The following is a 25926-nucleotide window of genomic DNA, read 5'->3' on the forward strand; positions in this document are numbered from 1 at the left end:
CGAAGGCGGCGGATCAGTCGACTGATGTATCGACCAATTCACCGTATTCGCGAGCCATCCCGCGCCCACACATTGGATTGCGTTCAGTCATTTTTATTGGGGTGGCGCCGTAAATCCAGGGTCATCGGTAACTCGTCGTTGATGACCAGGCTTGGCACGGGGAGCTTGCCAGGACTATGCCCCAAGCGGAAAAACCGTGCCATGCGCCGGCTTTCGGCTTCATTGGCATTCACCGGCAAACTGTCGTAATTGCGTCCACCCGGATGGGCGACGTGGTACTGACAGCCGCCCAACGAGCGTTGCATCCAGGTATCCAGCAAGTCGAACACCAACGGCGCATGCACCGCGATCGTCGGTTGCAGGCAATTGGCGGGTTGCCACGCGCGGTAGCGCACGCCGGCAACGAACTCACCGACGCGCCCAGTGGGCTGCAACGGCACCGCAATGCCGTTGCAGGTCAGCAGATAGCGTTGTGGCGCCAGGCCGCTCACCTTCACCTGCAAGCGTTCCAGTGATGAGTCCACATAGCGCACCGTGCCACCTACCGCGCCCTCTTCGCCCAATACGTGCCAGGGCTCCAGGGCCTGGCGCAGTTCCAGCTCGATACCGCTGACGGCGTAGTCGCCCACCTTGGGAAAACGGAACTCCAGGTGCGCGGCGAACCATTCGGCGCGCAGCGGGTAGCCGGCCGCGTTGAGTTCGACGATCACGTCGGCGAAGTCTTGCGCGATGAAGTGCGGCAACAGGAAACGGTCATGCAGTTCGGTGCCCCAGCGCGCCAGCTTCGGCGGCGCGTAGGGTTCACGCCAGAAGCGCGCAACCAGCGCCCGCAGCAGCAGTTGCTGAGTCAGGCTCATGCGTGCATGGGGTGGCATTTCAAACGCGCGCAGCTCCAGCAGGCCAAGGCGGCCGGTGGCGCCATCCGGTGAGTAGAGTTTGTCGATGCAGAATTCGGCGCGATGAGTATTGCCGGTCACGTCGATCAGCAGGTTGCGCAGCAGACGGTCCACCAGCCATGGCGGGCATTCTTCGCCGGGTTCGGGCATTTGCGCAAAAGCGATTTCCAGCTCGTACAGCGCATCGTTGCGTGCCTCGTCCACCCGGGGTGCCTGTGAAGTCGGACCGATGAACAGGCCGGAGAACAGGTAGGACAACGAGGGGTGATTGTGCCAGTAGCTGATCAAGCTACGCAGCAGATCCGGCCGACGCAGGAACGGCGAGTCCTTGGGTGTCGCGCCACCGAGCACAAAGTGGTTACCGCCACCGGTGCCGGTGTGGCGTCCGTCGATCATGAATTTTTCGGTGGTCAGGCGGGTTTGTCGTGCTTGCTCATAGAGGAATTCGGTGCGTTCCACCAACTCGTCCCAGGTGGCGGACGGCTGCACATTGACCTCGATCACGCCAGGGTCCGGCGTGACGCGAAAATTACTCAGGCGCATATCCGCCGGCGGCTCGTAGCCTTCCAGTAATACCGGACAGTGCAGTTCCTCGGCAGTCGCCTCAATGGCAGCCACCAGTTCCAGGTAGTCTTCGACGCGCTCCAGGGGCGGCATGAACAGATAGAGGCGGCCTTCACGCGCTTCGGCGCACAGGGCGGTGCGGGTCAACCAATCGGCGGACTCGTCCACCTTCGGCACGCGCTCATCACTTGGCGCGGGTTCACCGTGGCTTTGCAATTGGGCGGTCGTCGGCAGCTCCGGCTGGTCCTGGTTAGGGTCAGTCGGGTGCACAAACGGATACTCCGCCGCCGTCACCCAAGGCTGCGAGGCCAATGGCAAGCGATAGCCCAGCGGCGAATCACCCGGCACCAGGCGGCAATGGTTGTCGCGCAGGTACCAGCGCCCGCTTTGCCAGCGGTCATTGGCCGCCGTGCGTGCCAGGGGCAGCACTTGGCCGATGATCTTGTCCAGGCCCTGGGCGAATACCTTGCGCAGGCGCTCACGCTCCAGGTCGTCGCTCAGGCGTGGGTCCTGGGCAGTGACGTTTTGCGGCAACGCCCCTTCGCGCCACAGGTAGTAGAAATTGTCTTCGAAGGCCGGGAACACAAAGCGGGCCGGCAGTTTCAGGCGTTCAGCGACGCTGGCCAGAAAACGCCCGGCCAGGGCGCCGTCCGCGCCATAGTCTTGCTGCTCATCGGCGATCAACGCGCTGTTGTGCCAGATCGGCACGCCGTCGCGGCGCCGATAGCAATTGAGCGACCAGCGTGGCAGTTGCTCGCCGGGGTACCACTTGCCCTGGCCGAAGTGCACCAGGCCCTTGGGCGCGTAGTGCTTGCGCATGCGCTGGAACAGCTCGGCGGACAGGCGGCGCTTATCCGGCCCAAGCGCGGCGGTGTTCCACTCGGCGCCGTCGGGGTCATCGATGGAGACGAAGGTCGGCTCACCGCCCATGGTCAGGCGTACGTCATCCTTGAGCAGGTCGCCGTCGATCTGCCGACCCAGTGCCTGGATCGCCAGCCATTGCTCTTCGGTGTAGGGCTTCGTAACCCTTGGGGCTTCCCAAATCCGCTCTACCGACATTTCGTGGGTGAATTCGCACTCGCACGGCTCCACCAGCCCACTGATAGGGGCGGCGGAAGATGGATCCGGACTGCAGGCCAACGGGATATGGCCTTCACCGGCGAACAGCCCGGAGGTTGCATCCAGGCCGATCCAGCCGGCACCGGGCAAATACACTTCGCACCAGGCGTGCAGGTCGGTGAAGTCCACTTCAGTGCCGGATGGACCATCAAGGGCCTTGACGTCGGCGGTCAACTGGATCAGGTAGCCGGACACAAACCGCGCCGCCAAACCCAGGTTGCGCAGCAATTGCACCAGCAGCCAGGCTGAATCGCGGCAGGAGCCGGAGGCGTTTTCCAGGGTGAATTCCGGGGTCTGTACCCCCGGTTCCATGCGGATCAGGTAGCCGATATCGGCCGCCAAACGCTGGTTGAGGCCCACCAGAAAGTCCACGGCCGGCAACGGCGTGCGGTCGATACCCGCCAGGTACGCGGCGAACTTCGGCGTCAGCGGCAGGGTTTCCAGATACGGCGCCAGCTCGCGCTGTTCATCGGCGGCGTAGCTGAAAGGGATTTTTTCGGCGTAAGGCTCGAGGAAAAAGTCGAACGGGTTGAACACCGCCATCTCGGCGACCAGGTCGACCTCGATACGCAGTTGATCGGTCTTTTCCGGAAACACCAACCGCGCCAGGTAATTGCCCTGGGGGTCCTGCTGCCAATTGATGAAGTGCTGTTCGGGCAGCACTTTCAGTGCGTAGGACAGAATCCGCGTCCGACTATGGGCAGCCGGACGCAACCGCACGATCTGTGGGCCGAGTTCGACAGCGCGGTCGTAGCGGTAATGCGTAACGTGGTGCAACGCGACATGAATCGACACGGCGGCCTCCTGCGAGCCAGGGCATGGGCACAAAGCGCGCAAGACTTATGCCAGAGCGGCAGTCATTGCGCTTTATCGTAAGACCCGGTGCAGTACAGCACCAAAACGGCGCCAGCGGGGGTGCCGTGGTGCAAGTGACGCACATATTTGTGGCGCGTGCATGAGGGTGGGTGGTGAATCTACCCAGTCAACGGTGTTTGTGCTGGGCAATCATCGCCTGGCGCAGGCGGCGGACTTCGACCAGTTTCTGACGCATTTCGCGGTGGCGCTTGCTGTTGAGCAGCAGCAACCCCAGCAGCGGGAACAGCAGGCTCAATCCATAGGACAGCGGATGCGGACCAAAGGCGACAGTGGGCAGTACCGCCACCACACAAAATGCGAGCAGCGCCGCCAGCGGCCAGACCCACTGCGGCCGCCCGCGCGCGATCATGAAATTGCACTGCACGACGCCCCATGTCAGCGCGAGGCCACCCAGGAAGGAACACTTGAGGTTGTCGTCCATCGGCAAGCGTGGGAAGTAACTGTCGAAAATCAGCGGCACCGCAAACACAAGGCTGAACACCGCCGCGAAAATCGCGCCCATGAAGACCGGAAAATACTGCGCCAGGAAACTGCGAATGCCAGGTAGCTCACTCATCGCTGATTTCCTCATACAGTCCTACTGACCAACCTGGCCCCTTCGCGGGCAAGCCCGGCTCCCACAGTTGGCCGGAGTTCAAAGTAAGAACGCGGTCAACTGTGGGAGCTGGCTTGCCTGCGAAAGCGACTTAAGGAGCACAGCTTTAACCATCGGACTCGCCACTGAATACAACTAAAAAACTACCACAGGGTTGGTGCTGGCACGGACCAGTGGAGCTAACGCTTTTTATCCGCCGCTATAACGGCCTGGCGCAGATAGCGGATCTCCAGCAGTTTTTGGCGCATCTCTCGTTGAACCTTGCTGTTAAGTGTCAATAATCCGAGCAATGGGAATAACAGAGCCAACCCAAAGAGAACCTTTTGAGGCTGGTATTGAACCATTGGAAACACAAACAGCAGGCAGCCGACGTAGATTCCCACCATCACCCAAACCCAGGAGGGTCGGCCTCGCAAAATCATAAAGTTGCTGTGGACCGTCAACAGAACCAGCAGCGCCCCGACAGACATAATCTTGAGCCCCACTTGGGCAAGGGGCGCATCACGAAAGTAGGTAATGAACGCCAACGCCACAGCCAATGCCAAAGAAAAACATGCGGCAAATACGCCGCCCATAAACGTCAGAAAGTATTGCCTGAAAAAGTCGCGTAGCGTCATCAATTCGCTCATTCGTTTACCTCCTCGTAGAGTCCAATCGCGATGGTGTTGACGTTTCCGGAGTAGGCACTCCCGCCAAACCCAACGCTTGCGCCCAGGACGTCTTTGATCTGGGTAGTGGTGCTGTGCTTGAGCTGCGTAGGGGTGAAACGCTTGGTGAGCTCGCCCGACGCCTGCCTCAATTTGATCATCTTCGCGGTCAAGCTGGGATGGTTGATGCTCAGCAGCTCTTTCGTCAGCTTGGCTCTTTCCTGGCGATTCAAACCGCGAAGCACATCACGCAGGCTCTTGCCCGTCGATGCTTTGGCGGCCCTGACCAGCTTGACCGTCGTCAGGGCCGAAGCGCCCACGCCTGCCAGTGATACGGCGTCCAGCACAATGGACGCATTCTGGTACCAGCCTTCACTGTCGAGCGAATCCTTGACCTCAGGTTTGGCGACTTCCAGCGCTGTTCGGGCAATGCCGTTAAAGCACTGAAGCGTACTCGCGCCGGCAGCCGCATACCCCACTACAACGATGACGGAACTGGCGCCAGCGCTGAAAGGCACCAGAATGGTTCCACTGGCGATCGCAGCCCAACTGATGACCGCCCCCAAGCAGGAGATTCCGGTGTTCACGGCTTCGCCAATCAGTCGCGACTCTCGAGGATTGCTCACGACATGTTGAGCAAACTGCGTTGGCGCAATGTACTTCTGCGCTTCACGCAAAATGATGCGCTTGGGCTTGATGCTGCAGATGGGCTTGAATTCGCGCAGGGTAATGACGTTGAAGTCGGCGTCGATGTATACGACGCCTGCGCCAACGATACCTGGATCGGCGTCGATGGCCGCAAACAGGCGCGGCAGGTTGATCTGGCTTTCGATGCGCTGGCGCGCCATGAACTGCGAGCGGTTGGAGTCCATGCCGATGCCGGCCAGGGGGCTACCCATGGGGTGTTCTTCCTTGAAATGGGTGGTGACTGAACTGACGCCTTCGCGAGCAAGCCCCCGCCCACATTTTGATTTGCGAATACATTCAAGTGTGGGAGCGGGCTTGCTCGCGAAGGCGATTTAATGGTCGCTACCTTAACAAACAGGCTCGCCACCGAATAGAAAGCAAAACGCCAGCACACGGCTGGCGTTTTACATGTTCAGGCTGCCTTCAACGCGGCACGACCGGCTTGCGCGCAGGCTTGCCGCCCTTGCCCTTGCCCTTGGCCGCATCAGCGCGGTCCTTGGCTGCCTGTTTATTGCGCGCCTGGGCCGCGGCCTTGGCTTGCTCACGCTTGTCCCATGGGTTGCTGCCGTCGCTGCCACGGGGCGGCAGGCCGGTATGCTGGGTGAGGATCTTCGTGGTGGTTTCCTTGGCGACCTTATGGCTGCCGGCCGGCGTCGAGTTCTTGCGACGCGCGCTCTGGTAGCTGTCAGTGCTCGGCTGGTGCAGCGGAATCAGTTGGTCCTTGCCCGGCCCGATCAGGTCGGCACGGCCCATGCGGGTCAACGCTTCACGCAGCATCGGCCAGCCTTTCGGGTCGTGGTAGCGCAAGAAGGCCTTGTGCAGACGGCGCTGTTCTTCGCTCTTGACGATGGTCACCGCGTCGCTCTTGTAGGTGACCTTGCGCAGCGGGTTCTTGCTCGAGTGGTACATCGCGGTGGCAGTGGCCATCGGCGACGGGTAGAACGCCTGCACCTGGTCGGCGCGGAAGCCATTGCCCTTGAGCCACAGGGCCAGGTTCATCATGTCTTCATCGGTGGTGCCCGGGTGGGCGGCGATGAAGTAAGGAATCAGGTACTGCTCCTTGCCCGCTTCCTTGGTGTACTTCTCGAACATGCGCTTGAACTTGTCATAGCTGCCAATGCCCGGCTTCATCATCTGGTTGAGCGGACCTTCCTCGGTGTGTTCCGGGGCGATCTTGAGGTAGCCACCGACGTGGTGGGTCACCAGCTCTTTCACGTATTCCGGCGACTCGACAGCCAGGTCATAGCGCAGGCCGGAAGCGATCAGGATCTTCTTCACACCCGGCAAGGCACGGGCGCTGCGGTACAGCTGGATCAACGACGAGTGGTCGGTGTTCAGGTTCGGGCAGATGCCAGGGAACACGCACGACGGCTTGCGGCAGGCGGATTCGATTTCCGGGCTCTTGCAGGCGATGCGGTACATGTTCGCGGTCGGGCCGCCAAGGTCGGAGATCACGCCGGTAAAGCCTGGCACCTTGTCGCGGATCTCTTCGATCTCGCGAATGATCGACTCTTCGGAACGGTTCTGGATGATGCGGCCTTCGTGCTCGGTGATCGAGCAGAAGGTGCAGCCGCCGAAGCAGCCACGCATGATGTTCACCGAGAAGCGGATCATGTCGTAGGCCGGGATTTTTTCCTTGCCGTACGCCGGGTGCGGCACACGGGCGTACGGCATGCCGAACACGTAGTCCATTTCTTCGGTGGTCATGGGAATGGGCGGCGGGTTGAACCACACGTCCACTTCACCGTGTTTCTGCACCAGTGCGCGGGCGTTACCTGGGTTGGTCTCCAGGTGCAACACGCGGTTGGCGTGGGCATAGAGCACTGCATCGCCACGGACTTTTTCCACCGAAGGCAGGCGGATCACGGTCTTGTCGCGGGTCATCTTCGGGCTCGCCAGGATCTGTACGACCTTGGCTTCTTCCGGATCGTCCTGCGGGCCTTTTTCCTGCTCGATGGCGCAAGCCTGGGTGTCCTGGGTATTCACGTACGGGTTGATGATCTTGTCGATCTTGCCCGGACGGTCGATGCGCGTGGAGTCGACTTCGTACCAGCCCGCCGGCGTGTCGCGACGGATGAACGCAGTGCCGCGCACGTCAGTGATGTCTTCGATCTTGTGCCCCCACGACAGGCGCTGGGCAACTTCGACGATGGCCCGCTCGGCATTGCCGTACAGCAGGATATCGGCGGTGGCGTCGATCAGGATCGAGTTGCGCACGCGGTCCTGCCAATAGTCGTAGTGGGCAATGCGGCGCAGGGAGGCCTCGATGCCGCCGAGTACGATCGGCACGTTCTTGTAGGCTTCCTTGCAACGCTGGCTGTAGACCAGGCTCGCGCGGTCCGGGCGTTTGCCAGCCATGCCGCCGGGGGTATAGGCGTCGTCGGAACGGATTTTCTTGTCGGCGGTGTAGCGGTTGATCATCGAGTCCATGTTGCCGGCCGCGACACCGAAGAACAGGTTCGGCTCACCGAGCTTCATGAAGTCGTCTTTGGACTGCCAGTTCGGCTGGGCAATGATCCCGACGCGGAAGCCCTGGGACTCCAGCAGCCGGCCGATGATCGCCATGCCGAACGACGGATGGTCAACGTAGGCATCACCGGTGACGATGATGATGTCGCAGGAATCCCAGCCAAGCTGATCCATCTCCTCCCTGCTCATCGGCAGGAATGGCGCAGGGCCGAAACATTCGGCCCAGTACTTGGGATAGTCAAATAACGGCTTGGCTGTTTGCATGACGGTGACCGGTGTTGAGATGAAAAATCGCGGGCGCGGAATATAGCACAAATTTTGACCAATTCCGACGGCAGTAGTCGGAATTGTGGTGACGCCATCGCAGGCAAGCCAGCTCCCACAGGGGAACGCATTCCAAAGGTGGGAGCTGGCTTGCCTGCGATGACGCCCTTACAGGCGCTTGAAACTACTCGTCGTCGAAGTTGTAGCTGCCTGGCGCAAGGTTTTCGAAGCGCGTGTACTTACCGATGAACGCCAGGCGGATAAAGCCGATGGGACCGTTACGCTGCTTACCGATGATGATTTCGGCAATGCCTTTGTGCTCGGTCTCGGGGTGATACACCTCGTCGCGGTACACGAACATGATGACGTCGGCGTCCTGCTCGATCGCTCCGGATTCGCGCAAGTCGGAGTTCACTGGGCGCTTGTTGGGGCGTTGCTCCAGGGAACGGTTGAGCTGGGACAGCGCCACCACCGGGCAATTGAATTCTTTGGCCAGGGCCTTGAGGGACCGGGAGATTTCGGAAATCTCGTTGGTACGGCTGTCACCGCTGGAGCCTGGGATCTGCATCAACTGCAAGTAGTCGATCATGATCAAGGCGATGTCGCCGTGCTCACGCACCAGGCGACGAGTCCGCGCGCGCATCTCCGAAGGACTGATGCCCGCCGTGTCATCGATGAACAGCTTGCGGTCGTTGAGCAGGTTGACCGCCGAGGTCAGGCGCGGCCAGTCGTCGTCTTCCAGTTGGCCGGAACGCACCTTGGTCTGGTCGATACGACCCAGGGACGAGAGCATACGCATGATCAGCGACTCACCAGGCATCTCGAGGGAGTACACCAATACCGTCTTGTCGCTGCGCAACACGGCGTTTTCAACCAGGTTCATCGCAAAGGTGGTCTTACCCATGGACGGACGACCGGCGACGATGATCAGGTCGGAGGGCTGAAGGCCACTGGTTTTCTCGTCGAGGTCGGCATAACCGGTGGAAATACCGGTAATGGCCGCATCGGTGTTGAACAGGGTATCGATGCGGTCGATGGCCTTGGTCAACAGCTCGTTGACGCCCACTGGGCCGCCGGTTTTCGGCCGCGCTTCGGCAATCTGGAAGATCTGGCGCTCAGCCTCGTCGAGGATCTCTTCGGCCGTGCGCCCTTCCGGGTTGAAGGCGCTGTCGGCGATCTCGGTGCTGATGCCGATCAATTGGCGCAGCGTGGCCCGCTGGCGAACGATCTGGGCATAGGCCTTGATGTTGGCGACCGACGGCGTGTTTTTCGCCAGCTCACCCAGGTAGCCCAGGCCGCCGACCTGGGAGGTCTGGCCTTCCTTGTCCAGTTGCTCGGCCAGGGTCACCACGTCGATCGGCGAGTTCTGGTCGGCCAGCTTGGCGATGGCGCGGAAGATCAGGCGGTGGTCATGGCGATAGAAGTCACCGTCCGAGACTTGATCCAGCACGCGTTCCCAGGCGTTGTTGTCCAGCATCAAACCACCGAGCACGGCCTGTTCGGCCTCGATGGAATGCGGCGGCACCTTCAGGGCAGCGGTTTGCAGATCGTATTGCTCAGGAGCTGAAATATCGTTCATGGCCACTTGAAATTAGGGGTGTGTAGAAAAACAAAAGGCACGACCTGTAAACAGGATCGTGCCCGATGTTAACTGCCTGGCACGCGAGGTGCCAGTCAGTTAGGTATTGCTTAAGCTGCTACCACGACAACGCGTACGGTGGCTTCAACTTCGGCGTGCAGGTGCACGGCTACGTCGAATTCGCCTACGTTGCGGATGGTGCCGTTCGGCAGACGAACTTCGCTCTTCTGCACTTCAACGCCGGAGGCGGTCAGTGCATCAGCGATGTCGTGGGTGCCGATCGAACCGAACAGCTTGCCTTCGTCACCGGCGGTGGCAGTGATAGTCACTTCCAGCTCAGCCAGTTGGGCAGCGCGAGTTTCGGCCGAAGCTTTTTTGTCTGCTGCTGCTTTTTCCAGCTCAGCACGACGCTCTTCAAACGCAGCCAGGTTGGCAGCGGTTGCAGCGGTGGCTTTGCCGTATGGCAGCAGGTAGTTACGACCGTAGCCGGCCTTAACGTTCACTTTGTCGCCCAGGTTGCCCAGGTTGGCGACTTTTTCCAGAAGGATCAGTTGCATGTGAAAATCCTCTAACTTTTAACCTTCACCGTTCGCGTTATCGGCGTCTTTCGGCGCCAGACGACCGCGAAAATCAATCAGGCCGTCGACAATGGCCAAAACCACGAGTAACGGATAGATCAGCTGCATGAACACCAACATCGTTACGTACATCCCCACCAGCCAAAACCTGGCCAGGCGCTTCTGCGCGACCAGCCCGTGAATCAGGGCCAGCCCGGAAAACACCAGCGGTACGCTGCAAAACAGCACGAGCAAGGTCGCCTGTGAACCGAAGTACGGTCCGACCACCATGAGTGCCAGCAGCAACATCGCCGGGCCCACGGGGATTCTGATACTGCGAAACTCGCGACCAAAACCACCCGGGTTGTACAACAACGCCTGCCAATATCGCCCAAGCATCAGGCTCAGCACGCTGACGATCTGCATCATTACCGCCATCAGGCCGATCAGGGCCGGTGCAATCAGTGTTGCCAGTCGCGCTCGCTCTTCTACCGACAGCTGCTGGTAGAGTTCCCCGAGGGCCATCGGCAGGATCTTGACGATCTCCTGCGACAGCGCCTCGATTTGCGGGCGGAAAGCCGCGTCAATCAACACCGAAAACACCAACCCCAATGCCACGCTGACTAGCAGCGTACGGGCCCAGGACTCACTTGCGCGCAAAACCAACGCAAGGCTCGACGACCCCAGCAGTACCAGAAGTACCTTGGGTTCGCCCAGTTGCAGCCACCAGATCAAGGCAGCCAGCACTCCCAGGGCCAGGACACCAACGGCATCCTGTAAACCGCGCCGCAGGAGCACAAGGCATCCAGCGGCAGCACCCAACCAATACAACAACGGCAATGCTGCACATCCAGCCACTACCAGAGTGGCCTGCACGCGACCGCGCATGATGAACTCAGCTAAGGCGCGCATGCATTCAATCCCTTACTACTTGTCGACTGCCCGGTCTCAGCGGCCGTGGCTGTCGGTGTAGGCCAGCAGGGCCAGGAAGCGGGCGCGCTTGATAGCGGTGGCCAGCTGACGCTGATAACGTGCTTTGGTACCGGTGATACGGCTTGGAACGATTTTGCCGGTCTCGGATACGTAGGCTTTCAGAGTGTTGAGATCTTTGTAATCGATCTCTTTCACGTCTTCAGCGGTGAAGCGGCAGAATTTACGACGACGGAAGAAACGTGCCATTTGATAGGCTCCTTAAAAGGTCCGTGGATTACTCGTCAGCGTTATCGCTGTTGTCGCTGTCATCACTATCAGCGCTATCAGCGCCTTCGTGCTCAGGACGGTCGCGACGCTCACGGCGCTCACTGCGGTTTTCTTCAGCCTTGAGCATCTCGGATTGGCCGGTAACGGCTTCTTCGCGACGGATGACCAGGTTACGGATCACTGCATCGTTGTAGCGGAAGTTGTCTTCCAGCTCGGCCAGGGCCTTGCCAGTGCACTCAACGTTCAGCATCACGTAGTGAGCCTTGTGAACATTGTTGATTGCGTAGGCCAGTTGACGACGGCCCCAATCTTCCAGACGGTGGATTTTGCCGCCGTCTTCTTCGATCAGCTTGGTGTAACGCTCAACCATGCCGCCGACTTGCTCGCTTTGATCCGGGTGGACCAAAAAGATGATTTCGTAATGACGCATGAATGCTCCTTACGGGTTGTAGCCTGCCGCTCAAAAACGGTCAGACAAGGAGTGAATGACACTTATGGATCTTGCCGCAGGGAGGCACATCGGTGCCTGCCAGGAAGGCAAGGGGCGCAATTGTAGAGAAGGGGGAGGAAGCGTGCAAGGTGATTGGTGATTATTTGAACAGCGCAGCACCCGCACAGACGCCAAACAACCGTGGGAGCTGGCTTGCCTGCAATGGCGGCGTCGGCCACATCGCTGCCGACTGACACACCGTCATCGCGGGCGAGCCCGGCTCCCACCGGGTACTGCGGTGTTATCAGCCTTTCTTCACGCCCTTTTTGGCGCCACGCTGGCGCTGGGCTTCGAACAGGCAGACGCCCGTTGCCACCGACACGTTGAGGCTGCTGACGCTACCGGCCATCGGCAGGTGCACCAGGTAATCGCAGTGCTCACGAGTGAGGCGGCGCATGCCCTTGCCTTCGGCCCCCATGATCAGGATGGTCGGGCCGGTGAGGTCCTGGTCATAAATGCTGACCTCCGCCTCCCCCGCCGTGCCCACGACCCACAGGCCGCGCTGCTGGAGTTTCTCCAGGGTGCGTGCCAGGTTGGTCACGGCCACCAGTGGAATCACTTCCGCCGCGCCACAGGCGACTTTACGCACGACCGGCGTCAAGGTCGCCGATTTGTCTTTAGGCACGATCACCGCCAGCGCACCGGCAGCATCCGCCGAACGCAGGCAAGCGCCGAGGTTGTGCGGGTCGGTCACGCCGTCCAGCACCAGCAACAGCGGTGCGCCCTCGGTACGATCGAGCAATTCATCGAGCATCGCCTCGCCCCAGACCTGGCTCGGGCTGACGTCCGCGACCACGCCCTGGTGGACACCTTCCACCCACACGTCCATTTCACGACGCTCGGCCTGGCCGATGGCAACCTTGTTTTGGGTGGCCAGCTCGACCAGCGCCTGCACGCGGGGCTCGCTACGGCCTTCGGCCAACCACACCTGCTTGACGCGTTTAGGGTGGTGACGCAGCAATGCTTCTACGGCGTGGACGCCGTAGATTTTTTCCAGACTCATGACTTGGCCTTAGGTTTGCGCGACCCGCCGCTTTTCGCGGGAGCCGAACCCGCTTTCGGCGGGCCTTTACGGTGTTTACTTGGCTTGCTCGACGGTTTTTCCGCCCCTTGGGACTTTCCCCCAGACGCCGCTTTACCACCGCTCTTGGCTTCGTTGAGCAACTGCTGCTTCAACTCGCGGCTCTTGCGCAGTTCGGCGTTTTTCGCCGCTGCGTCGCTTGGGCGGTAGGCTTCAGGCGCCTTGTCCTTGGCAGACGAACGGCGACCGGCCTTGGCCGGTGCAGGCTCGGCGACCGCTGCTTTCGCAGGCGCGCCCTTGCCCTTCGAGGCCGGCGCTGTGGTTTCGCTGCCGCGCTTTTTGCGGCTGCCCGGCGCTTCTGCGGGTTTGTCGGGCATGCCGAAGTCGATCTTGCGCTCGTCGAGATCGACGCGCATGACCTGCACTTCCACGGTGTCACCCAGGCGGAAGCTGCGACCGGTGCGCTCACCCGCCAGGCGGTGATGCACAGGGTCGAAGTGGTAGTAGTCACCCGGCAAGGCCGTGACGTGCACCAGGCCTTCGACGTAGATGTCGGTCAGCTCCACAAACAGACCAAAGCCGGTCACGGCAGTGATCACACCCGGGAACGACTCGCCCACGCGATCCTTCATGAACTCGCACTTGAGCCAGTTCACCACGTCACGGGTGGCTTCGTCGGCGCGGCGCTCGCTCATGGAGCACTGCTCGCCCAGCTGTTCCAGGGCCGCTTCGTCGTACGGATAGATCCGTGCCTTCGGAATGGTCATGGCGCCGGCGCGCTTGACGTGCGGGGTGTTCTGCTTGGAATGGATGACGCTGCGGATCGCGCGGTGCGTGAGCAGGTCCGGGTAACGGCGAATCGGCGAGGTGAAGTGGGTGTACGCCTCGTAATTCAGGCCGAAGTGACCCTGGTTGTCAGCGCTGTACACCGCCTGGCTCAGGGAGCGCAGCATCACGGTCTGGATCACGTGGTAATCCGGACGGTCCTTGATGCTGGCGAGCAGAGCCTGGTAGTCCTTCGGCGTCGGGCCGTCCTTGCCTTTGTGCAGGGACAGGCCGAGCTCACCGAGGAACGCGCGCAGTTTCTCCAGGCGCTCCGGCGGCGGGCCATCGTGCACACGGTAGAGCGCAGGAATCTCGTGCTTCTTCAGGAATTCAGCAGTGGCCACGTTGGCCGCCAGCATGCATTCCTCGATCAGCTTGTGCGCATCGTTGCGAGTGGTCGGCGTGATCGCCGCGATCTTGCGCTCGGAGCCGAACACAATCCGGGTTTCCTGAGTTTCAAAATCGATCGCGCCACGTACGTGACGAGCGCCCAACAGCACCTTGTACAACGCGTAAAGCTGCTTGAGGTGCGGTACGACGTGGCCGTACTCACCGCGCAAGGCTTTCGCTTCGCTGGTTTTCGGCTGTTCCAGGATGGTACTGACCTTGTTGTAGGTCAGGCGCGCCTGGGAGTGGATCACCGCTTCGTAGAACTGGTAGTCGGTCATCTCGCCGGTTTTCGAGATAGTCATCTCGCACACCATGGCCAAACGGTCGACTTTCGGGTTCAACGAGCACAAGCCATTGGACAACTCTTCCGGCAGCATCGGAATCACGCGCTCAGGGAAGTACACCGAGTTGCCACGCACCTGGGCTTCGTTGTCGAGGGCCGAACCGATCTTCACGTAGCTGGAGACGTCGGCAATCGCCACGAACAACTTCCAGCCACCGGAGAACAGGCGCAGCTTGCCCGGCTTGGCTTCGCAGTAGACCGCGTCGTCGAAGTCGCGCGCGTCTTCGCCGTCGATGGTGACGAACGGCAGATGGCGCAGGTCGATGCGCTTCTCTTTGTCCTTCTCTTCGACTTCGGGCTTGAGCTTGCGCGCTTCTTTCACGACAGCTTCAGGCCATACGTGAGGAATGTCGTAGGTCCGCAGCGCGACATCGATTTCCATGCCCGGCGCCATGTAGTTGCCGACCACTTCGATCACATCGCCCTGCGGCTGGAAGCGCGGGGTTGGCCAGTGGGTGATTTTCACCTCGACGAACTGACCGACCTTGGCGTTGGCGTTGCGGCCCGGGGTGATCAGCACTTCCTGCTGCACCTTGGGATTATCCGGTACGACAAAGCCGATGCCGCCTTCTTCGAAGTAGCGGCCCACGATGGTCTCGTGACCACGGGAAACCACTTCGACGATCACGCCTTCACGGCGACCACGACGGTCCAGGCCGGAAACACGGGCCAGGGCACGGTCGCCGTCGAACACCAGGCGCATTTGCGCCGGGCTCATGAACAGGTCGTCGCTGCCGTCGTCCGGGATAAGGAAGCCAAACCCGTCACGGTGACCGGCAATGCGGCCCAGGATCAGGTCGAGCTTGTCTACCGGCGCATACGTGCCACGGCGGGTGTAGATCAACTGAGCATCGCGCTCCATGGCGCGCAGGCGGCGGCGCAGGGCTTCGAGCTGGTCTTCGGTGGTCAGACCGAACTCTTCAACCAGCTGCTCGCGGCTAGCAGGCGAACCCCGATCGGCGAGATGCGCCAGGATCAGTTCACGGCTAGGAATAGGGTTTTCATATTTTTCCGCTTCACGAGCGGCCTCGGGATCGAGGGACTGCCAATCGGCCATTAGAGAGTTTTCACCTTGTCTATATGCGGGTTAGTTTGGCATACGCGTATTGAAACGGGAAATTTCAGACGTCAACAAGCCTTTTAAAGCCCTTTGCAGCCCCCGGCGAGCACCTTGCACGACCATTGGCGAAATTTTCCAGGCTTTTTTCATAGCAGGGCTTTACAGCTCAAAATCCCCTCCGTATAGTGCGCGCCATCGACGACGGCAACGTTGTCGGATAATGCCCAGGTGGTGAAATTGGTAGACACGCCAGCTTCAGGTGCTGGTGATCGCAAGGTCGTGGAAGTTCGAGTCTTCTCCTGGGCACCAAATTCAGATTAAACCCGCGAAAGCGGGTTTTTTCGTTTCAGGCCTCTGATTTTTAACGTAAATCTTGATTTATTTTTTCGAATCAGGGGTTTACAGATCAAAAAGCCCTCCGTATAGTTCGCTCCATCAACAGCGCAAGCGTTGTTGATAATGCCCAGGTGGTGAAATTGGTAGACACGCCAGCTTCAGGTGCTGGTGATCGCAAGGTCGTGGAAGTTCGAGTCTTCTCCTGGGCACCAAATTCAGATCAAACCCGCGAAAGCGGGTTTTTTCGTTTCCGGGGTTTAAAAAACCTCGCCTGGGAAGTTTGGCCTGGAAACTTTCCTGTCGATTTGACCCCGCGTCCGCACCTGAGAAACTTTATCGTTTATCCTTGCAATGATTTGTTGCACTCAAGTGAGGAAAACCCCGGATGATGATCCGCGATACTCGTCTCAAGACATCCCTTCTGCGTGGCCTGACCATCACTCTGCTCGGCCTGACCCTGATCTCTCCCAGCGCCTATTGCGCCGACAAGGTTTCCCTGACCCTGTACAACGGCCAGCACAAGGAAGTCGGCGATGAACTCGCCAAGGCCTTCGAAGCCAAGACCGGCATCCACGTCAACGTGCGCAAAGGCAGCAGCAACCAGTTGGCCAGCCAGGTCGTCGAAGAAGGTGACCGCTCCCCTGCCGATGTGATCTACACCGAAGAATCGCCACCGCTTAACAAGCTCGGCGAGCAAGGGCTGCTGGCCAAGATCGACGCCAGCACCCTCGATGTATTGCCCAAGGACTACGTGGGCGCCAATGGCGACTGGATGGGCGTGACCGCACGTACCCGCGTCGTGGCGTTCAACCCGAAGCTGATTGCTGAAAAAGACCTGCCGAAATCAGTGCTGGATTTCGCCGGCCCCGAGTGGCAAGGCAAAGTGGGCTTCGTGCCTACCAGTGGCGCGTTCCAGGAACAGGCCGTGGCGATCATCAAGCTGCACGGCCGCGAAGCCGCCGAAGAATGGCTGACCGGCCTGCGCGCTTTCGGCAAGGTATACAGCAACAACATGGTCGCCCTAAAAGCCGTGGAAAACGGCGAGGTCGCCACTGTACTGGTGAACAATTACTACTGGTTCGCCCTGAAGAAAGAAAAAACCAACCTGGATTCCCAGCTGCACTACTTCACCAACGGCGACGCCGGCGGCTTGATCACAGTGTCTTCGGCTGCAGCGCTCAAATCCAGCAAGCACCCCAAGGAAGCCCAGCAACTGCTGGCATTCATGGCCAGTGAAGAGGGCCAGCGCGTGATCACCAACACCTCGGCCGAATACCCGTTGCGCAAAGGCATGGAATCCAACCGCGGCCTCAAGCCTTTCAACGAGCTGCAGCCGCCGAAAGTCACCCCAGCGGACCTTGGCAACGCCGAAGAAGCCCTGGACCTGGAACGTGATGTTGGCCTGAACTGATGAACCCTCCGCTACCCGCCCCCGCCTTGCGCAGGGGTTTGAGCCCAAGGCGCAAGCGCCCTTCGATCTGGCTGTTGCTTCCCGTAGTGTTGCTGGTGGGCTTGAGCCTGCTGCCACTGGCGTATGTCGGGCTCAAGGCCTGGCAAGCCGGCTGGGCAGAGGCGGTGCACCTGCTGTGGCGGCCCTATGTGTTCGGGTTGCTGCGCAACACCTTGGCGTTGATGGTCGGGGTGACGGTGGCGTGTGGCGTGATTGGCTTGTCGCTGGCCTGGTTGCTGGAACGCAGCAACCTGCCGGGGCGGCGCATCTGGGGTGTGATCCTGTGCCTGCCGTTTGCGGTACCCGCGTTTGTCAGCAGCTTTACCTGGGTGTCGCTGAGCGCCAGTTTCGAAGGGCTTGGCGGCGCCATCCTGGTGATGAGCCTGTCCAAATACCCGCTGGTGTTTTTGCCGGTCGCGGCGACACTGCGCAATCTCGACCCGTCCCTGGAAGAGTCGGCCCGCACCCTGGGCCTGAACCGCTGGGGCGTATTCTTTCGCATTACATTGCCGCTGCTGTGGCCGTCGCTATTGGCCGGGGCACTATTGATCGCCCTGCACATGCTGGTGGAATTCGGCGCACTGTCGATCATCGGCCTGCAGACGTTTACCACTGCGATCTACCAGCAATTCGAACTGGAATTCAGCAATGCCAACGCCGCGATGCTGTCGGCGGTACTGCTGGTGATGTGCCTGACATTGCTGTGGCTGGAGTTGCGCGTGCGCGGCAAGGGCCGGCATGTACGCATCGGCCAGGGCGCGGCCCGCCACGCCGAGCAGGTACGACTGGGCAAATGGACTCCACTGGGCCAAGTGTACTGCCTGGCACTCGCGATCATCGGCAGCGGCATCCCCCTGGGCATGCTCGGGTATTGGCTGGCAGTCGGTTCGTCGGCTGCGTTCCCGGTGGCCGAGATCGGGGAGGCGCTGCTGTCTTCGCTGGCACTGTCGCTGGGTGGCGCCGCACTGTGCCTGGTACTGGCGGTGCCGGTGGGACTGCTGGTGGTGCGCTACAAAGGCCAACTGGCACTCTGGGCTGAACGCTTGCCGTACCTGCTGCATGCACTGCCCGGCCTGGTGATTGCGCTGACATTGGTCTACTTCGCGCTGCATTACGTGCCGGCGCTGTACCAGACCTCGGCGCTGCTGTTGATTGCCTATGCGTTGCTGTTCCTGCCTCTGGCCCAGGCGCCGATTCGCACAGCGCTGAACAAGGCCGCCCCACAATTGGAAGAAGCCGCACGCACGCTGGGGGCCTCCTCGTTCAGCGCGTTTTGCCGGGTGACGCTGCCGATCATCTTTCCAGCATTGGGCGCGGCGTTTGCGCTGGTGTTCCTGGATGCGATGAAGGAATTGACCGCCACGCTGCTGCTGAGCCCGACGGGGCTGAACACCTTGGCAACCGCGGTGTGGGCACATACCTCGAATGTGGAATTCGCGGCGGCGGCGCCCTATGCGGCGCTATTGATTCTGGTGTCGGGGTTACCGGTGTATTTGCTGACAACGCGGATGTACCTGAGCCGCTGAAACCGCTATCGCAGGCACGCCAGCCAGCCCATTTGGAATGCATCCAATGGGGCAGCTGGCGTGCCTGCGAAGAGGCCTTGGCAGGCAACACTATGCCCGGAACTGCCCCAGGCTCGCCTTCAACTGCGCCGCCAACCCATCCAGCACCTTGCCACTGGCGGTAGTCTCCACCACCGCCTGCGCCGCACGCTCGGCCTGGGCGTGGATCACCTCCACCCGCCCACGCACCGCATGCGCGCCCTGGGCCTGGTGCTCGGCCGCGCGCGTGGCCAAGCCTATCGCCGCATGCACTTGCTCCACCGAAGCCTGCACCGTCTGCTGCAAACGCACGCTATCGCGCAGAACCAGCAAGCCTTCGCTGGCCTGGCGCCCGGCCTTGCCGATGGTTTCCACCGCCTCCCGCGCACCTTGCTGCAACGCCACGATATGCGCCTGGATATCCCCCGTGGAGCTTTGCGTCTTGCTCGCCAGCGCCCGCACTTCGTCTGCCACCACGGCAAAGCCGCGCCCGGTTTCGCCGGCACGCGCCGCTTCGATGGCCGCATTGAGCGCCAGCAGGTTGGTTTGCTCGGCGATGCCGTGAATCACAGTCAGCACCACCTCGATCTGCTCGCTTTGCTGGGCCAGGCGCTCGATGACCTGTGAGCCTGCCTGCACCTGGCCGGCCAATGCCTCGATCAGGCTGCCCACTTCGGCTGAAGTGCGCGAGTTCTCATCCGTGGCCTGACGAATATCCACCACCTGCTGCAACGCCGCTTGCATCGCATGGCTTTCGGCCTGCGCCTCGTCGGCCATTTGCGACAGTGCGCGCAAGCTTTCGGCCACTTCATCGCGCTGCAACCCAGCCGCCGCGTCAGCACCGGCATTGCGCAAGGTCATGGCACCGATTTCCACGCCGGTACGCTGGGCCACATCCCCCGCCTCACGCACAATCGGCTGCAACTTATCCACAAAGCGATTGACGGCCGAAGCCATGTCGCCAATTTCGTCCTTGCTGCTGATCTGCACGCGTTTAGTGAGGTCGCCCTCGCCCGCCGCCAAGTCATCCATGGCCGCAATCAGCAGCTTCAGGCGGTTGACGACCCGGCGCCCCAGCACGATGGCTATCAACAGCAAAACGCCTAGACCGACCAGCGCGAGCCCCATGCCAATGCGCCAGCGCAAGGTGCCAGCCGCGTCCTGGACGGCGCTGGTGGTGTTGGCCGTCATCTGGGTTGCGGTGGCCTGTGCAGATTGCAGACGGGCGCCCATGGCGGCAGCGCTATCGGCCGCTGCACCTTTGAGGCTGTCGCCGACCAGTTGGTCGCCGCTGGCGATCAGCGCGGCGAAACGCTTGTCGAGCGCTTGCAGGTCGGCTTCAACCGACGCTGTCGAAACCCCCATGCGGACCTTGCCGATCTCTACTCCATTAGGGCTGATGGAGGCTTCGACGTAGTACACAGCAGGATCGCTCTTGGCCGCGTCCAGCACTTTATCCAGGGCACGGTCACCCGCGCCCTTTGCCAGCAGCGCCTGGTTGATCGGGTTTTCCCGATTCAGGTAGCGGGTCAGGTGCTCACCCGCCGCGTCGTCATAGACCACAAACAGCACATTGGGATTGCGTTGCGCGCGCCGGGCGAACTCCGACAGCGTCGGCACGTCGCTGTCCCACATGGCGCGGGGTGCCACCGAGGCCAGCAGTTGCGCCATATCATTGGCGGAGTCCTGCAGGTCTTTTTCCAGGGTCGCACGCAGTTGCTTCTGCTCTTCCTGCAAGCGGGTCGAAAGACCGGCTGTCAGGCGCTGACGGGTGCTCGTAGACAAGCTATCGAGACTGGACGTGACTTCCTTGCCAGCCTGCGCCAGTTCGCCAGACAGTTTCTGGCTATCGATACCCAGGCGATTGCCCAAATCAGCTTCCAGCGCTGTGACCGTGCTGCGTGTGAGGGCAACCGCCACCAGCACTTGCACCAAAAGAGCGATACCTAGGGTAACGAACACCGGCCGCAACAGACGACTTTGTAACAATGAGAGAACGGCAGACATCGGTAATCCCTCCACCACGGGTGCCATTAATTTGATAGCACCGCGAAAGAGAGAACCGAAGCAAGGGTCGTGCCGCTCGGGCGGCAGAAACGACAAAGGGCTCTCGAAGGAGCCCTTTGCTTTTTACATCAACAGCTTATTAAGCGAACGGATGACGCAGAACGATGGTTTCGTTGCGGTCCGGACCTGTCGAAATAATGTCAATCGGCGCACCGATCAGCTCTTCAACACGCTTGATGTAGGCACGGGCGTTGGCCGGCAGCTCTTCCAGGGTCTTGGCGCCCACGGTCGATTCGGTCCAGCCCGGCACTTCTTCGTACACAGGCTGCAGGCCCACGTAGCTGTCTGCGTCCGTTGGGGCAACGTCCTGGCCTTCTGCGTCTTTGTAGCCGATGCAGATGTTGATGGTTTCCAGACCGTCGAGTACGTCCAGCTTGGTCAGGCAGATACCCGAGATGCTGTTCACATCGATAGCACGACGCAGGATGACCGCGTCGAACCAGCCACAACGACGAGCACGGCCGGTGGTTGCGCCGAACTCGTGACCTTGCTTGGCCAGGTGTGCACCGACGTCATCGAACAGCTCAGTCGGGAACGGACCCGAGCCAACGCGGGTGGTGTAAGCCTTGGTGATGCCCAGGATGTAGTCCAGGAACATCGGGCCGACACCCGAACCGGTCGCAACACCACCCGCGGTGGTGTTGGAGCTGGTCACGTACGGGTAAGTGCCGTGGTCGATGTCCAGCAGCGAACCTTGGGCGCCTTCGAACATGATGTCTTTGCCGGCGCGACGCAGGTCGTGCAGCTCGGCAGTCACATCCAGCATCAGCGGCTTGAGCAGCTCAGCGTATTCCTTGCACTCGGCCAGGGTCTTTTCGAACTCGATGGCTGGCTCTTTGTAGTAACCCACCAGCATGAAGTTGTGGTAGTCCACCAGTTCACGCAGCTTGTCTTCAAAGCGCGGCATGTTGAGCAGGTCGCCGACACGCAGGCCACGGCGTGCAACCTTGTCTTCGTAGGCAGGGCCGATGCCGCGACCGGTCGTACCGATCTTCAGCTCGCCACGCGCCTTTTCACGGGCCTGGTCCAGCGCAACGTGGAAGGACAGGATCAGCGGGCAGGACGGGCTGATACGCAGGCGCTCACGCACGGGTACGCCTTTCTCTTCCAGCTTGGTGATCTCGCGCAGCAGGGCATCAGGTGCAACTACGACGCCGTTGCCGATCAGGCACTGCACGCCTTCGCGCAGCACACCCGACGGGATCAGGTGCAAGACGGTTTTTTCGCCATCGATGACCAGGGTGTGGCCAGCGTTGTGGCCACCTTGGTAGCGCACTACGGCGGCAGCATGTTCGGTCAGCAGATCAACGATCTTGCCTTTGCCCTCATCACCCCATTGGGTGCCCAGGACTACGACATTCTTACCCATAACACTTGTCCTCATTCGCGCAAACTTGGTGCCGGCGATGGCCGGCAGGAAAACTCAAGAAGCCAGTGGCGATACTTGCCAAAGCCCGTTCTGCAGAATCAATTGTTGGTCGCAGTCCGCTTCACGGGCGGCGGCCAATGGTTGTCCGGGCAAGGCCTGGACAACACGCTGACCCTCACTGCGCAACTGGCAAACCTGCTGCCAGAGTGCTGCGTCCGTACTGTCGGGCATCCAGATGCCACCAGACGGTAGCTCGACCTCAGCACGCCCCAGGGTCACCAGGGTTTTCAAATCGGTGGAAAAGCCGGTGGCCGGACGCGCACGACCGAAGTCGGCGCCGATATCGTCATAACGACCGCCTTGGGCGATGGCTTGGCCAACACCCGGTACAAACACGGCAAATACCACACCGGTGTGGTAGTGGTAGCCACGCAACTCACCCAGGTCAAAGTACAACGGCAACTCCGGGAAGCGCGCCGACAACTGTTCGGCAATCGCCAGCACGTCGTCCAGTGCGGCCAGCACCGGCGCCGGCGCATTGGCCAGGCGCTCACGGGCAGCGACCAGCACTTCGCGACCGCCACACAGGCTCACCAGCGCACGCAGCATGTCGGCCAGATCGGCGGGCACGCCAGCGGTCAGGGCGATGACTTCGTCAATGGCCTTGCGTTGCAGGGCATCGAACAACTGCTGCTCCACTTCACCGGACAAACCGGCCGCACGGGCCAGGCCACGGTAGATACCGACGTGACCCAGGTCCATGTGGACATCTGGCACATCGGCCAGTTGCAGCATGGCCAGCATCAAGCTGATCACTTCGACGTCACTGCTCGGGCTGGCATCGCCGTACAACTCGGCGCCCAACTGGATCGGGCTACGGGATGACGACAACGCACGCGGCTGTGCATGCAGCACGCTGCCGGCGTAGCACAGGCGGCTAGGACCTTCGCGGCGCAGGGTGTGCGCATCGATGCGCGCCACTTGCGGCGTGATGTCGGCACGGAAACCCATTTGCCGGCCCGATTGCGGGTCGATGACCTTGAAGGTGCGCAGATCCAGGTCCTGGCCCGCGCCGGTCAGCAGGGATTCCAGGTACTCGATATGAGGGGTCACGACAAACTCGTAACCCCAGCTCTGGAACAGATCCAACACCTGGCGACGCGCTACTTCAATGCGCGCAGCTTCTGGTGGCAGTACTTCTTCGATGCCATCTGGCAGCAGCCAGCGGTCTACCGTTGCCATTACGCCATTCCCCTTTGATCCGGGCGGCCAGCCCTCGGCCGAGCCTTGAGTGAAGCAGAAAATACCCGCCCCCTGCATAAACCACGCGCAAGAGCGACGTGACGAACGGCCTGCAAACGGCCTCGTCGGGCACTTTCCTCGAAAAACCTGTCACGTCTGCCGAATCAAACATGCAGACGCAAAAAAGCCGGGAATTTCCCGGCTGCCGCATCATACACCCGTTTTCCGAAAGGATCACCCCGCCAGGCGTTTTAGCCGCCCGACGGGAGTGACACCTACAGAATCACAGGCTGGTTACTTGGACTTTTCCAGATAGCGGAAGAAGTCGCTGCTTGGGTCCAGCACCATGACGTCGGTTTTGTTCGCGAAGCTTTCACGGTAGGCACGCAGGCTGCGGTAGAACGCGTAGAACTCCTGGTCCTGACCGTAGGCCTTGGCGTAGATCGCCGCGGCTTGAGCGTCGCCATCACCACGGGCCTCTTCAGACTCGCGATAGGCTTCGGCCAGCAATACACGGCGCTGACGGTCGGCATCCGCACGGATACCTTCAGCCAACTCGTTACCCTTGGCACGGTGCTCACGGGCTTCACGCTCACGCTCGGTGCTCATGCGCTCGAACACGCTGCGGTTCACTTCTTTCGGCAGGTCGATGGCCTTGACCCGAACATCGACCACTTCGATGCCCAGCTCTTTCTCCGCCATCGTGTTCAGCGAACGCGTGATGTCAGCCATCAGCGCGTCACGCTCACCGGATACCACCTCGTGCAGGGTGCGCTTACCAAACTGGTCACGCAGGCCCGATTCCAGACGGCGCGATAAGCGCTCGTCAGCAATCTGCTTGAGGCCGGAGGTCGCAGTGTAGAAGCGCTCGGCATCCTTGACGCGCCACTTGGCGTAGGCGTCAACCATCACGGCTTTCTTTTCCAGGGTCAGGAAGCGCTGTGTCGGTGCATCCAGGGTCATCAGGCGGGCGTCGAACTTGCGCACCTGGTTGACGTAGGGGACTTTCACATGCAGGCCCGGCTGGACATCCGCCTGGACCACACGACCGAATTGCAGCAGCACCGCGCGCTCGGTCTGAGCCACGATGTAGAAGCAGTTCCAGGCAGCGATGACCACGACGACGCCCACAATCAGGGCGGTCAGCGATTTATTGCTCATCAACGACTCTCCCTGGTACGTGTTTGCTGTTGCAGCAAGTCAGCGGCCGCGCGGGCGCTCGCTTCGTTGGCAGCGGCATTGGAACCGGTGGACGGTGCGCTGGTGCTGCTACGACCACCTTCGATCATCTTGTCCAGCGGCAGGTACAGCAGGTTGTTCTGCCCACCTTTGCTGCCAGTCACGAGAACCTTGCTGGTGTTGCTGAAGACTTCCTGCATGGTGTCCAGGTACAGACGCTCACGCGTGACTTCCGGCGCCTTGCGGTACTCGGCGACCAGCTTGGTAAAGCGATCTGCCTCACCCTTGGCGCGCGAGACCACTTCGTCGCGGTAACCGTTAGCATCCTCGAGGATGCGCTGGGCCTGACCACGGGCTTCCGGCACGACGCCGTTGGCGTAGGTTTCAGCCTGGTTGCGCGAACGCTGCTCGTCTTCACGGGCACGGATCACGTCGTCGAAGGCTTCCTGTACTTCACGCGGTGCGGCAGCGCTCTGTACGTTCACCTGGGTGACGGTGATACCGGTGCGGTAGGTATCGAGGAACCGCTGCAGGCGCTCCTTGATCTCGCTGGCCATCAACTCACGACCTTCGGTCAGCACCTGGTCCATCGCGGTAGAACCGACGACATGGCGCAGGGCACTTTCAGTAGCGTGTTGCAGGCTGATTTCCGGCTGGTCGACGTTCAACACGAAGTCCTGCAGGTTGCTGATCTTGTACTGCACGGTCAGCGGCACTTCGACGATGTTCTCGTCTTCGGTCAGCATCTGGCCCTGCTTGGTGTAGGCACGCTCACGCGTGACGTTTTCCATGTACTTCTTGTCGATCGGCGGGAAATAGATGTTCAAGCCCGGGCCTACGGTTTCGTAGTACTTGCCGAAGCGCAGCACCACGGCCTGCTCCTGCTCGTCCACCACGTAAACGGCGCTGTACAGCCATACGGCCGCCAGCACGACAAGACCCAGGCCCAGCAGGCCATAGCCACCGCCCTTGCTTGTGCGACCGCCGTCGTCACCACCACGTTTTTTTCCACCACCGAACAACCCATTCAGGCTTTCCTGCAGCTTTCGGAAGGCCTCGTCGAGATCTGGTGGCCCCTTGCGGTCGCCATTATTGCGGCGTTTACCACCCCAAGGATCCTGATTATTCGAGTTGCCACCCGGCTCATTCCAAGCCAT

19 protein-coding genes and 2 tRNA genes are annotated in these 25926 nt (G+C 60.8%); 4 read left to right on the top strand and 17 right to left on the bottom strand.

Going from position 1 to position 25926, the window contains the following annotated elements; genetic code table 11:
• Window positions 1-83: 83 nt before the first annotated feature.
• The 12 genes from CQ002_RS12190 to rnr form a co-directional block, all read right to left on the bottom strand.
• Window positions 84-3374 (bottom strand): DUF2126 domain-containing protein, encoded by a 3291-nt coding sequence (locus CQ002_RS12190; protein WP_105161569.1) that lies wholly within the window; start codon window positions 3372-3374, stop codon window positions 84-86.
• Between the two features lie 187 nt (window positions 3375-3561).
• Window positions 3562-4011, bottom strand: a complete 450-nt coding sequence (locus CQ002_RS12195) for a hypothetical protein (protein WP_105161568.1) — start codon at window positions 4009-4011, stop codon at window positions 3562-3564.
• A gap of 218 nt (window positions 4012-4229) precedes the next feature.
• The gene (locus CQ002_RS12200) at window positions 4230-4679 is read right to left on the bottom strand and encodes a hypothetical protein (RefSeq protein WP_105161567.1); all 450 of its coding nucleotides are present in this window, start codon (window positions 4677-4679) and stop codon (window positions 4230-4232) included.
• Window positions 4676-5596: a hypothetical protein gene (locus CQ002_RS12205; RefSeq protein ID WP_034105683.1), complete on the bottom strand. Its 921-nt coding sequence runs from the start codon at window positions 5594-5596 to the stop codon at window positions 4676-4678. Before CQ002_RS12205 ends, CQ002_RS12200 begins: the two co-directional genes overlap by 4 nt.
• Window positions 5597-5807: 211 nt before the next feature.
• Window positions 5808-8117 carry a YgiQ family radical SAM protein gene (locus CQ002_RS12210; protein WP_105161566.1) on the bottom strand — a complete coding sequence of 770 codons (2310 nt, stop codon included), beginning with the start codon at window positions 8115-8117 and terminating at the stop codon, window positions 5808-5810.
• A 184-nt stretch (window positions 8118-8301) separates the two neighbouring features.
• The gene (gene dnaB, locus CQ002_RS12215; RefSeq protein ID WP_105161565.1) at window positions 8302-9696 is read right to left on the bottom strand and encodes a replicative DNA helicase; all 1395 of its coding nucleotides are present in this window, start codon (window positions 9694-9696) and stop codon (window positions 8302-8304) included.
• Between the two features lie 110 nt (window positions 9697-9806).
• Window positions 9807-10253, bottom strand: a complete 447-nt coding sequence (rplI, locus tag CQ002_RS12220) for a 50S ribosomal protein L9 (RefSeq protein ID WP_003171376.1) — start codon at window positions 10251-10253, stop codon at window positions 9807-9809.
• An 18-nt stretch (window positions 10254-10271) separates the two neighbouring features.
• Window positions 10272-11165, bottom strand: coding sequence for a hypothetical protein (locus CQ002_RS12225; RefSeq protein WP_034105687.1), 894 nt, complete (start codon window positions 11163-11165; stop codon window positions 10272-10274).
• 36 nt (window positions 11166-11201) lie between these two features.
• Window positions 11202-11432, bottom strand: a complete 231-nt coding sequence (gene rpsR, locus CQ002_RS12230; RefSeq protein WP_002551829.1) for a 30S ribosomal protein S18 — start codon at window positions 11430-11432, stop codon at window positions 11202-11204.
• Between the two features lie 28 nt (window positions 11433-11460).
• Window positions 11461-11883, bottom strand: coding sequence for a 30S ribosomal protein S6 (gene rpsF, locus CQ002_RS12235; protein WP_003236224.1), 423 nt, complete (start codon window positions 11881-11883; stop codon window positions 11461-11463).
• Between the two features lie 304 nt (window positions 11884-12187).
• Window positions 12188-12946: a 23S rRNA (guanosine(2251)-2'-O)-methyltransferase RlmB gene (rlmB, locus tag CQ002_RS12240; protein ID WP_034105689.1), complete on the bottom strand. Its 759-nt coding sequence runs from the start codon at window positions 12944-12946 to the stop codon at window positions 12188-12190.
• On the bottom strand, window positions 12943-15579 hold the full coding sequence (rnr, locus tag CQ002_RS12245) for a ribonuclease R (RefSeq protein ID WP_034105691.1): 2637 nt from the start codon (window positions 15577-15579) through the stop codon (window positions 12943-12945). The genes rlmB and rnr overlap by 4 nt, the downstream gene beginning before the upstream one ends.
• Before the next feature lie 225 nt (window positions 15580-15804).
• Here rnr and CQ002_RS12250 point away from each other — a divergent pair.
• The 4 genes from CQ002_RS12250 (at window position 15805) to CQ002_RS12265 (ending at window position 18894) form a co-directional block, all read left to right on the top strand.
• Window positions 15805-15891: transfer RNA gene (locus CQ002_RS12250), tRNA-Leu, on the top strand.
• Window positions 15892-16043: 152 nt separating this feature from the next.
• Window positions 16044-16130 (top strand) — tRNA-Leu (locus CQ002_RS12255).
• A 173-nt stretch (window positions 16131-16303) separates the two neighbouring features.
• Complete coding sequence (locus CQ002_RS12260) at window positions 16304-17329, top strand: iron ABC transporter substrate-binding protein (RefSeq protein ID WP_034105693.1); 1026 nt, start codon at window positions 16304-16306, stop codon at window positions 17327-17329.
• The gene (locus CQ002_RS12265; protein WP_034105695.1) at window positions 17329-18894 is read left to right on the top strand and encodes an iron ABC transporter permease; all 1566 of its coding nucleotides are present in this window, start codon (window positions 17329-17331) and stop codon (window positions 18892-18894) included. The genes CQ002_RS12260 and CQ002_RS12265 overlap by 1 nt, the downstream gene beginning before the upstream one ends.
• A gap of 90 nt (window positions 18895-18984) precedes the next feature.
• Here CQ002_RS12265 and CQ002_RS12270 read toward each other — a convergent pair whose 3' ends face one another.
• The 5 genes from CQ002_RS12270 to hflK form a co-directional block, all read right to left on the bottom strand.
• Window positions 18985-20919, bottom strand: a complete 1935-nt coding sequence (locus CQ002_RS12270) for a methyl-accepting chemotaxis protein (RefSeq protein ID WP_034105697.1) — start codon at window positions 20917-20919, stop codon at window positions 18985-18987.
• A 139-nt stretch (window positions 20920-21058) separates the two neighbouring features.
• Window positions 21059-22348 (bottom strand): adenylosuccinate synthase, encoded by a 1290-nt coding sequence (locus CQ002_RS12275; RefSeq protein ID WP_034105699.1) that lies wholly within the window; start codon window positions 22346-22348, stop codon window positions 21059-21061.
• 54 nt (window positions 22349-22402) lie between these two features.
• Window positions 22403-23590, bottom strand: a complete 1188-nt coding sequence (locus CQ002_RS12280; RefSeq protein WP_105161564.1) for an ATP phosphoribosyltransferase regulatory subunit — start codon at window positions 23588-23590, stop codon at window positions 22403-22405.
• Between the two features lie 294 nt (window positions 23591-23884).
• Window positions 23885-24751: a protease modulator HflC gene (gene hflC, locus CQ002_RS12285; protein ID WP_010213607.1), complete on the bottom strand. Its 867-nt coding sequence runs from the start codon at window positions 24749-24751 to the stop codon at window positions 23885-23887.
• Window positions 24751-25926, bottom strand: a complete 1176-nt coding sequence (gene hflK / locus CQ002_RS12290) for an FtsH protease activity modulator HflK (RefSeq protein WP_028615515.1) — start codon at window positions 25924-25926, stop codon at window positions 24751-24753. The genes hflC and hflK overlap by 1 nt, the downstream gene beginning before the upstream one ends.

The organism is Pseudomonas sp. MYb13 (assembly GCF_002980075.1).
Lineage (GTDB): Bacteria > Pseudomonadota > Gammaproteobacteria > Pseudomonadales > Pseudomonadaceae > Aquipseudomonas > Aquipseudomonas lurida.

Coding starts and splice junctions, on each gene's coding strand:
- CQ002_RS12195 (WP_105161568.1), bottom strand. CDS start 4,011: ATGAGTGAGCTACCTGGCATTCGCAGTTTCCTGGCGCAGTATTTTCCG.
- CQ002_RS12200 (WP_105161567.1), bottom strand. CDS start 4,679: ATGAGCGAATTGATGACGCTACGCGACTTTTTCAGGCAATACTTTCTG.
- CQ002_RS12205 (WP_034105683.1), bottom strand. CDS start 5,596: ATGGGTAGCCCCCTGGCCGGCATCGGCATGGACTCCAACCGCTCGCAG.
- CQ002_RS12210 (WP_105161566.1), bottom strand. CDS start 8,117: ATGCAAACAGCCAAGCCGTTATTTGACTATCCCAAGTACTGGGCCGAA.
- dnaB (WP_105161565.1), bottom strand. CDS start 9,696: ATGAACGATATTTCAGCTCCTGAGCAATACGATCTGCAAACCGCTGCC.
- rplI (WP_003171376.1), bottom strand. CDS start 10,253: ATGCAACTGATCCTTCTGGAAAAAGTCGCCAACCTGGGCAACCTGGGC.
- CQ002_RS12225 (WP_034105687.1), bottom strand. CDS start 11,165: ATGCGCGCCTTAGCTGAGTTCATCATGCGCGGTCGCGTGCAGGCCACT.
- rpsR (WP_002551829.1), bottom strand. CDS start 11,432: ATGGCACGTTTCTTCCGTCGTCGTAAATTCTGCCGCTTCACCGCTGAA.
- rpsF (WP_003236224.1), bottom strand. CDS start 11,883: ATGCGTCATTACGAAATCATCTTTTTGGTCCACCCGGATCAAAGCGAG.
- rlmB (WP_034105689.1), bottom strand. CDS start 12,946: ATGAGTCTGGAAAAAATCTACGGCGTCCACGCCGTAGAAGCATTGCTG.
- rnr (WP_034105691.1), bottom strand. CDS start 15,579: ATGGCCGATTGGCAGTCCCTCGATCCCGAGGCCGCTCGTGAAGCGGAA.
- CQ002_RS12260 (WP_034105693.1), top strand. CDS start 16,304: ATGATGATCCGCGATACTCGTCTCAAGACATCCCTTCTGCGTGGCCTG.
- CQ002_RS12265 (WP_034105695.1), top strand. CDS start 17,329: ATGAACCCTCCGCTACCCGCCCCCGCCTTGCGCAGGGGTTTGAGCCCA.
- CQ002_RS12270 (WP_034105697.1), bottom strand. CDS start 20,919: ATGTCTGCCGTTCTCTCATTGTTACAAAGTCGTCTGTTGCGGCCGGTG.
- CQ002_RS12275 (WP_034105699.1), bottom strand. CDS start 22,348: ATGGGTAAGAATGTCGTAGTCCTGGGCACCCAATGGGGTGATGAGGGC.
- CQ002_RS12280 (WP_105161564.1), bottom strand. CDS start 23,590: ATGGCAACGGTAGACCGCTGGCTGCTGCCAGATGGCATCGAAGAAGTA.
- hflC (WP_010213607.1), bottom strand. CDS start 24,751: ATGAGCAATAAATCGCTGACCGCCCTGATTGTGGGCGTCGTCGTGGTC.
- hflK (WP_028615515.1), bottom strand. CDS start 25,926: ATGGCTTGGAATGAGCCGGGTGGCAACTCGAATAATCAGGATCCTTGG.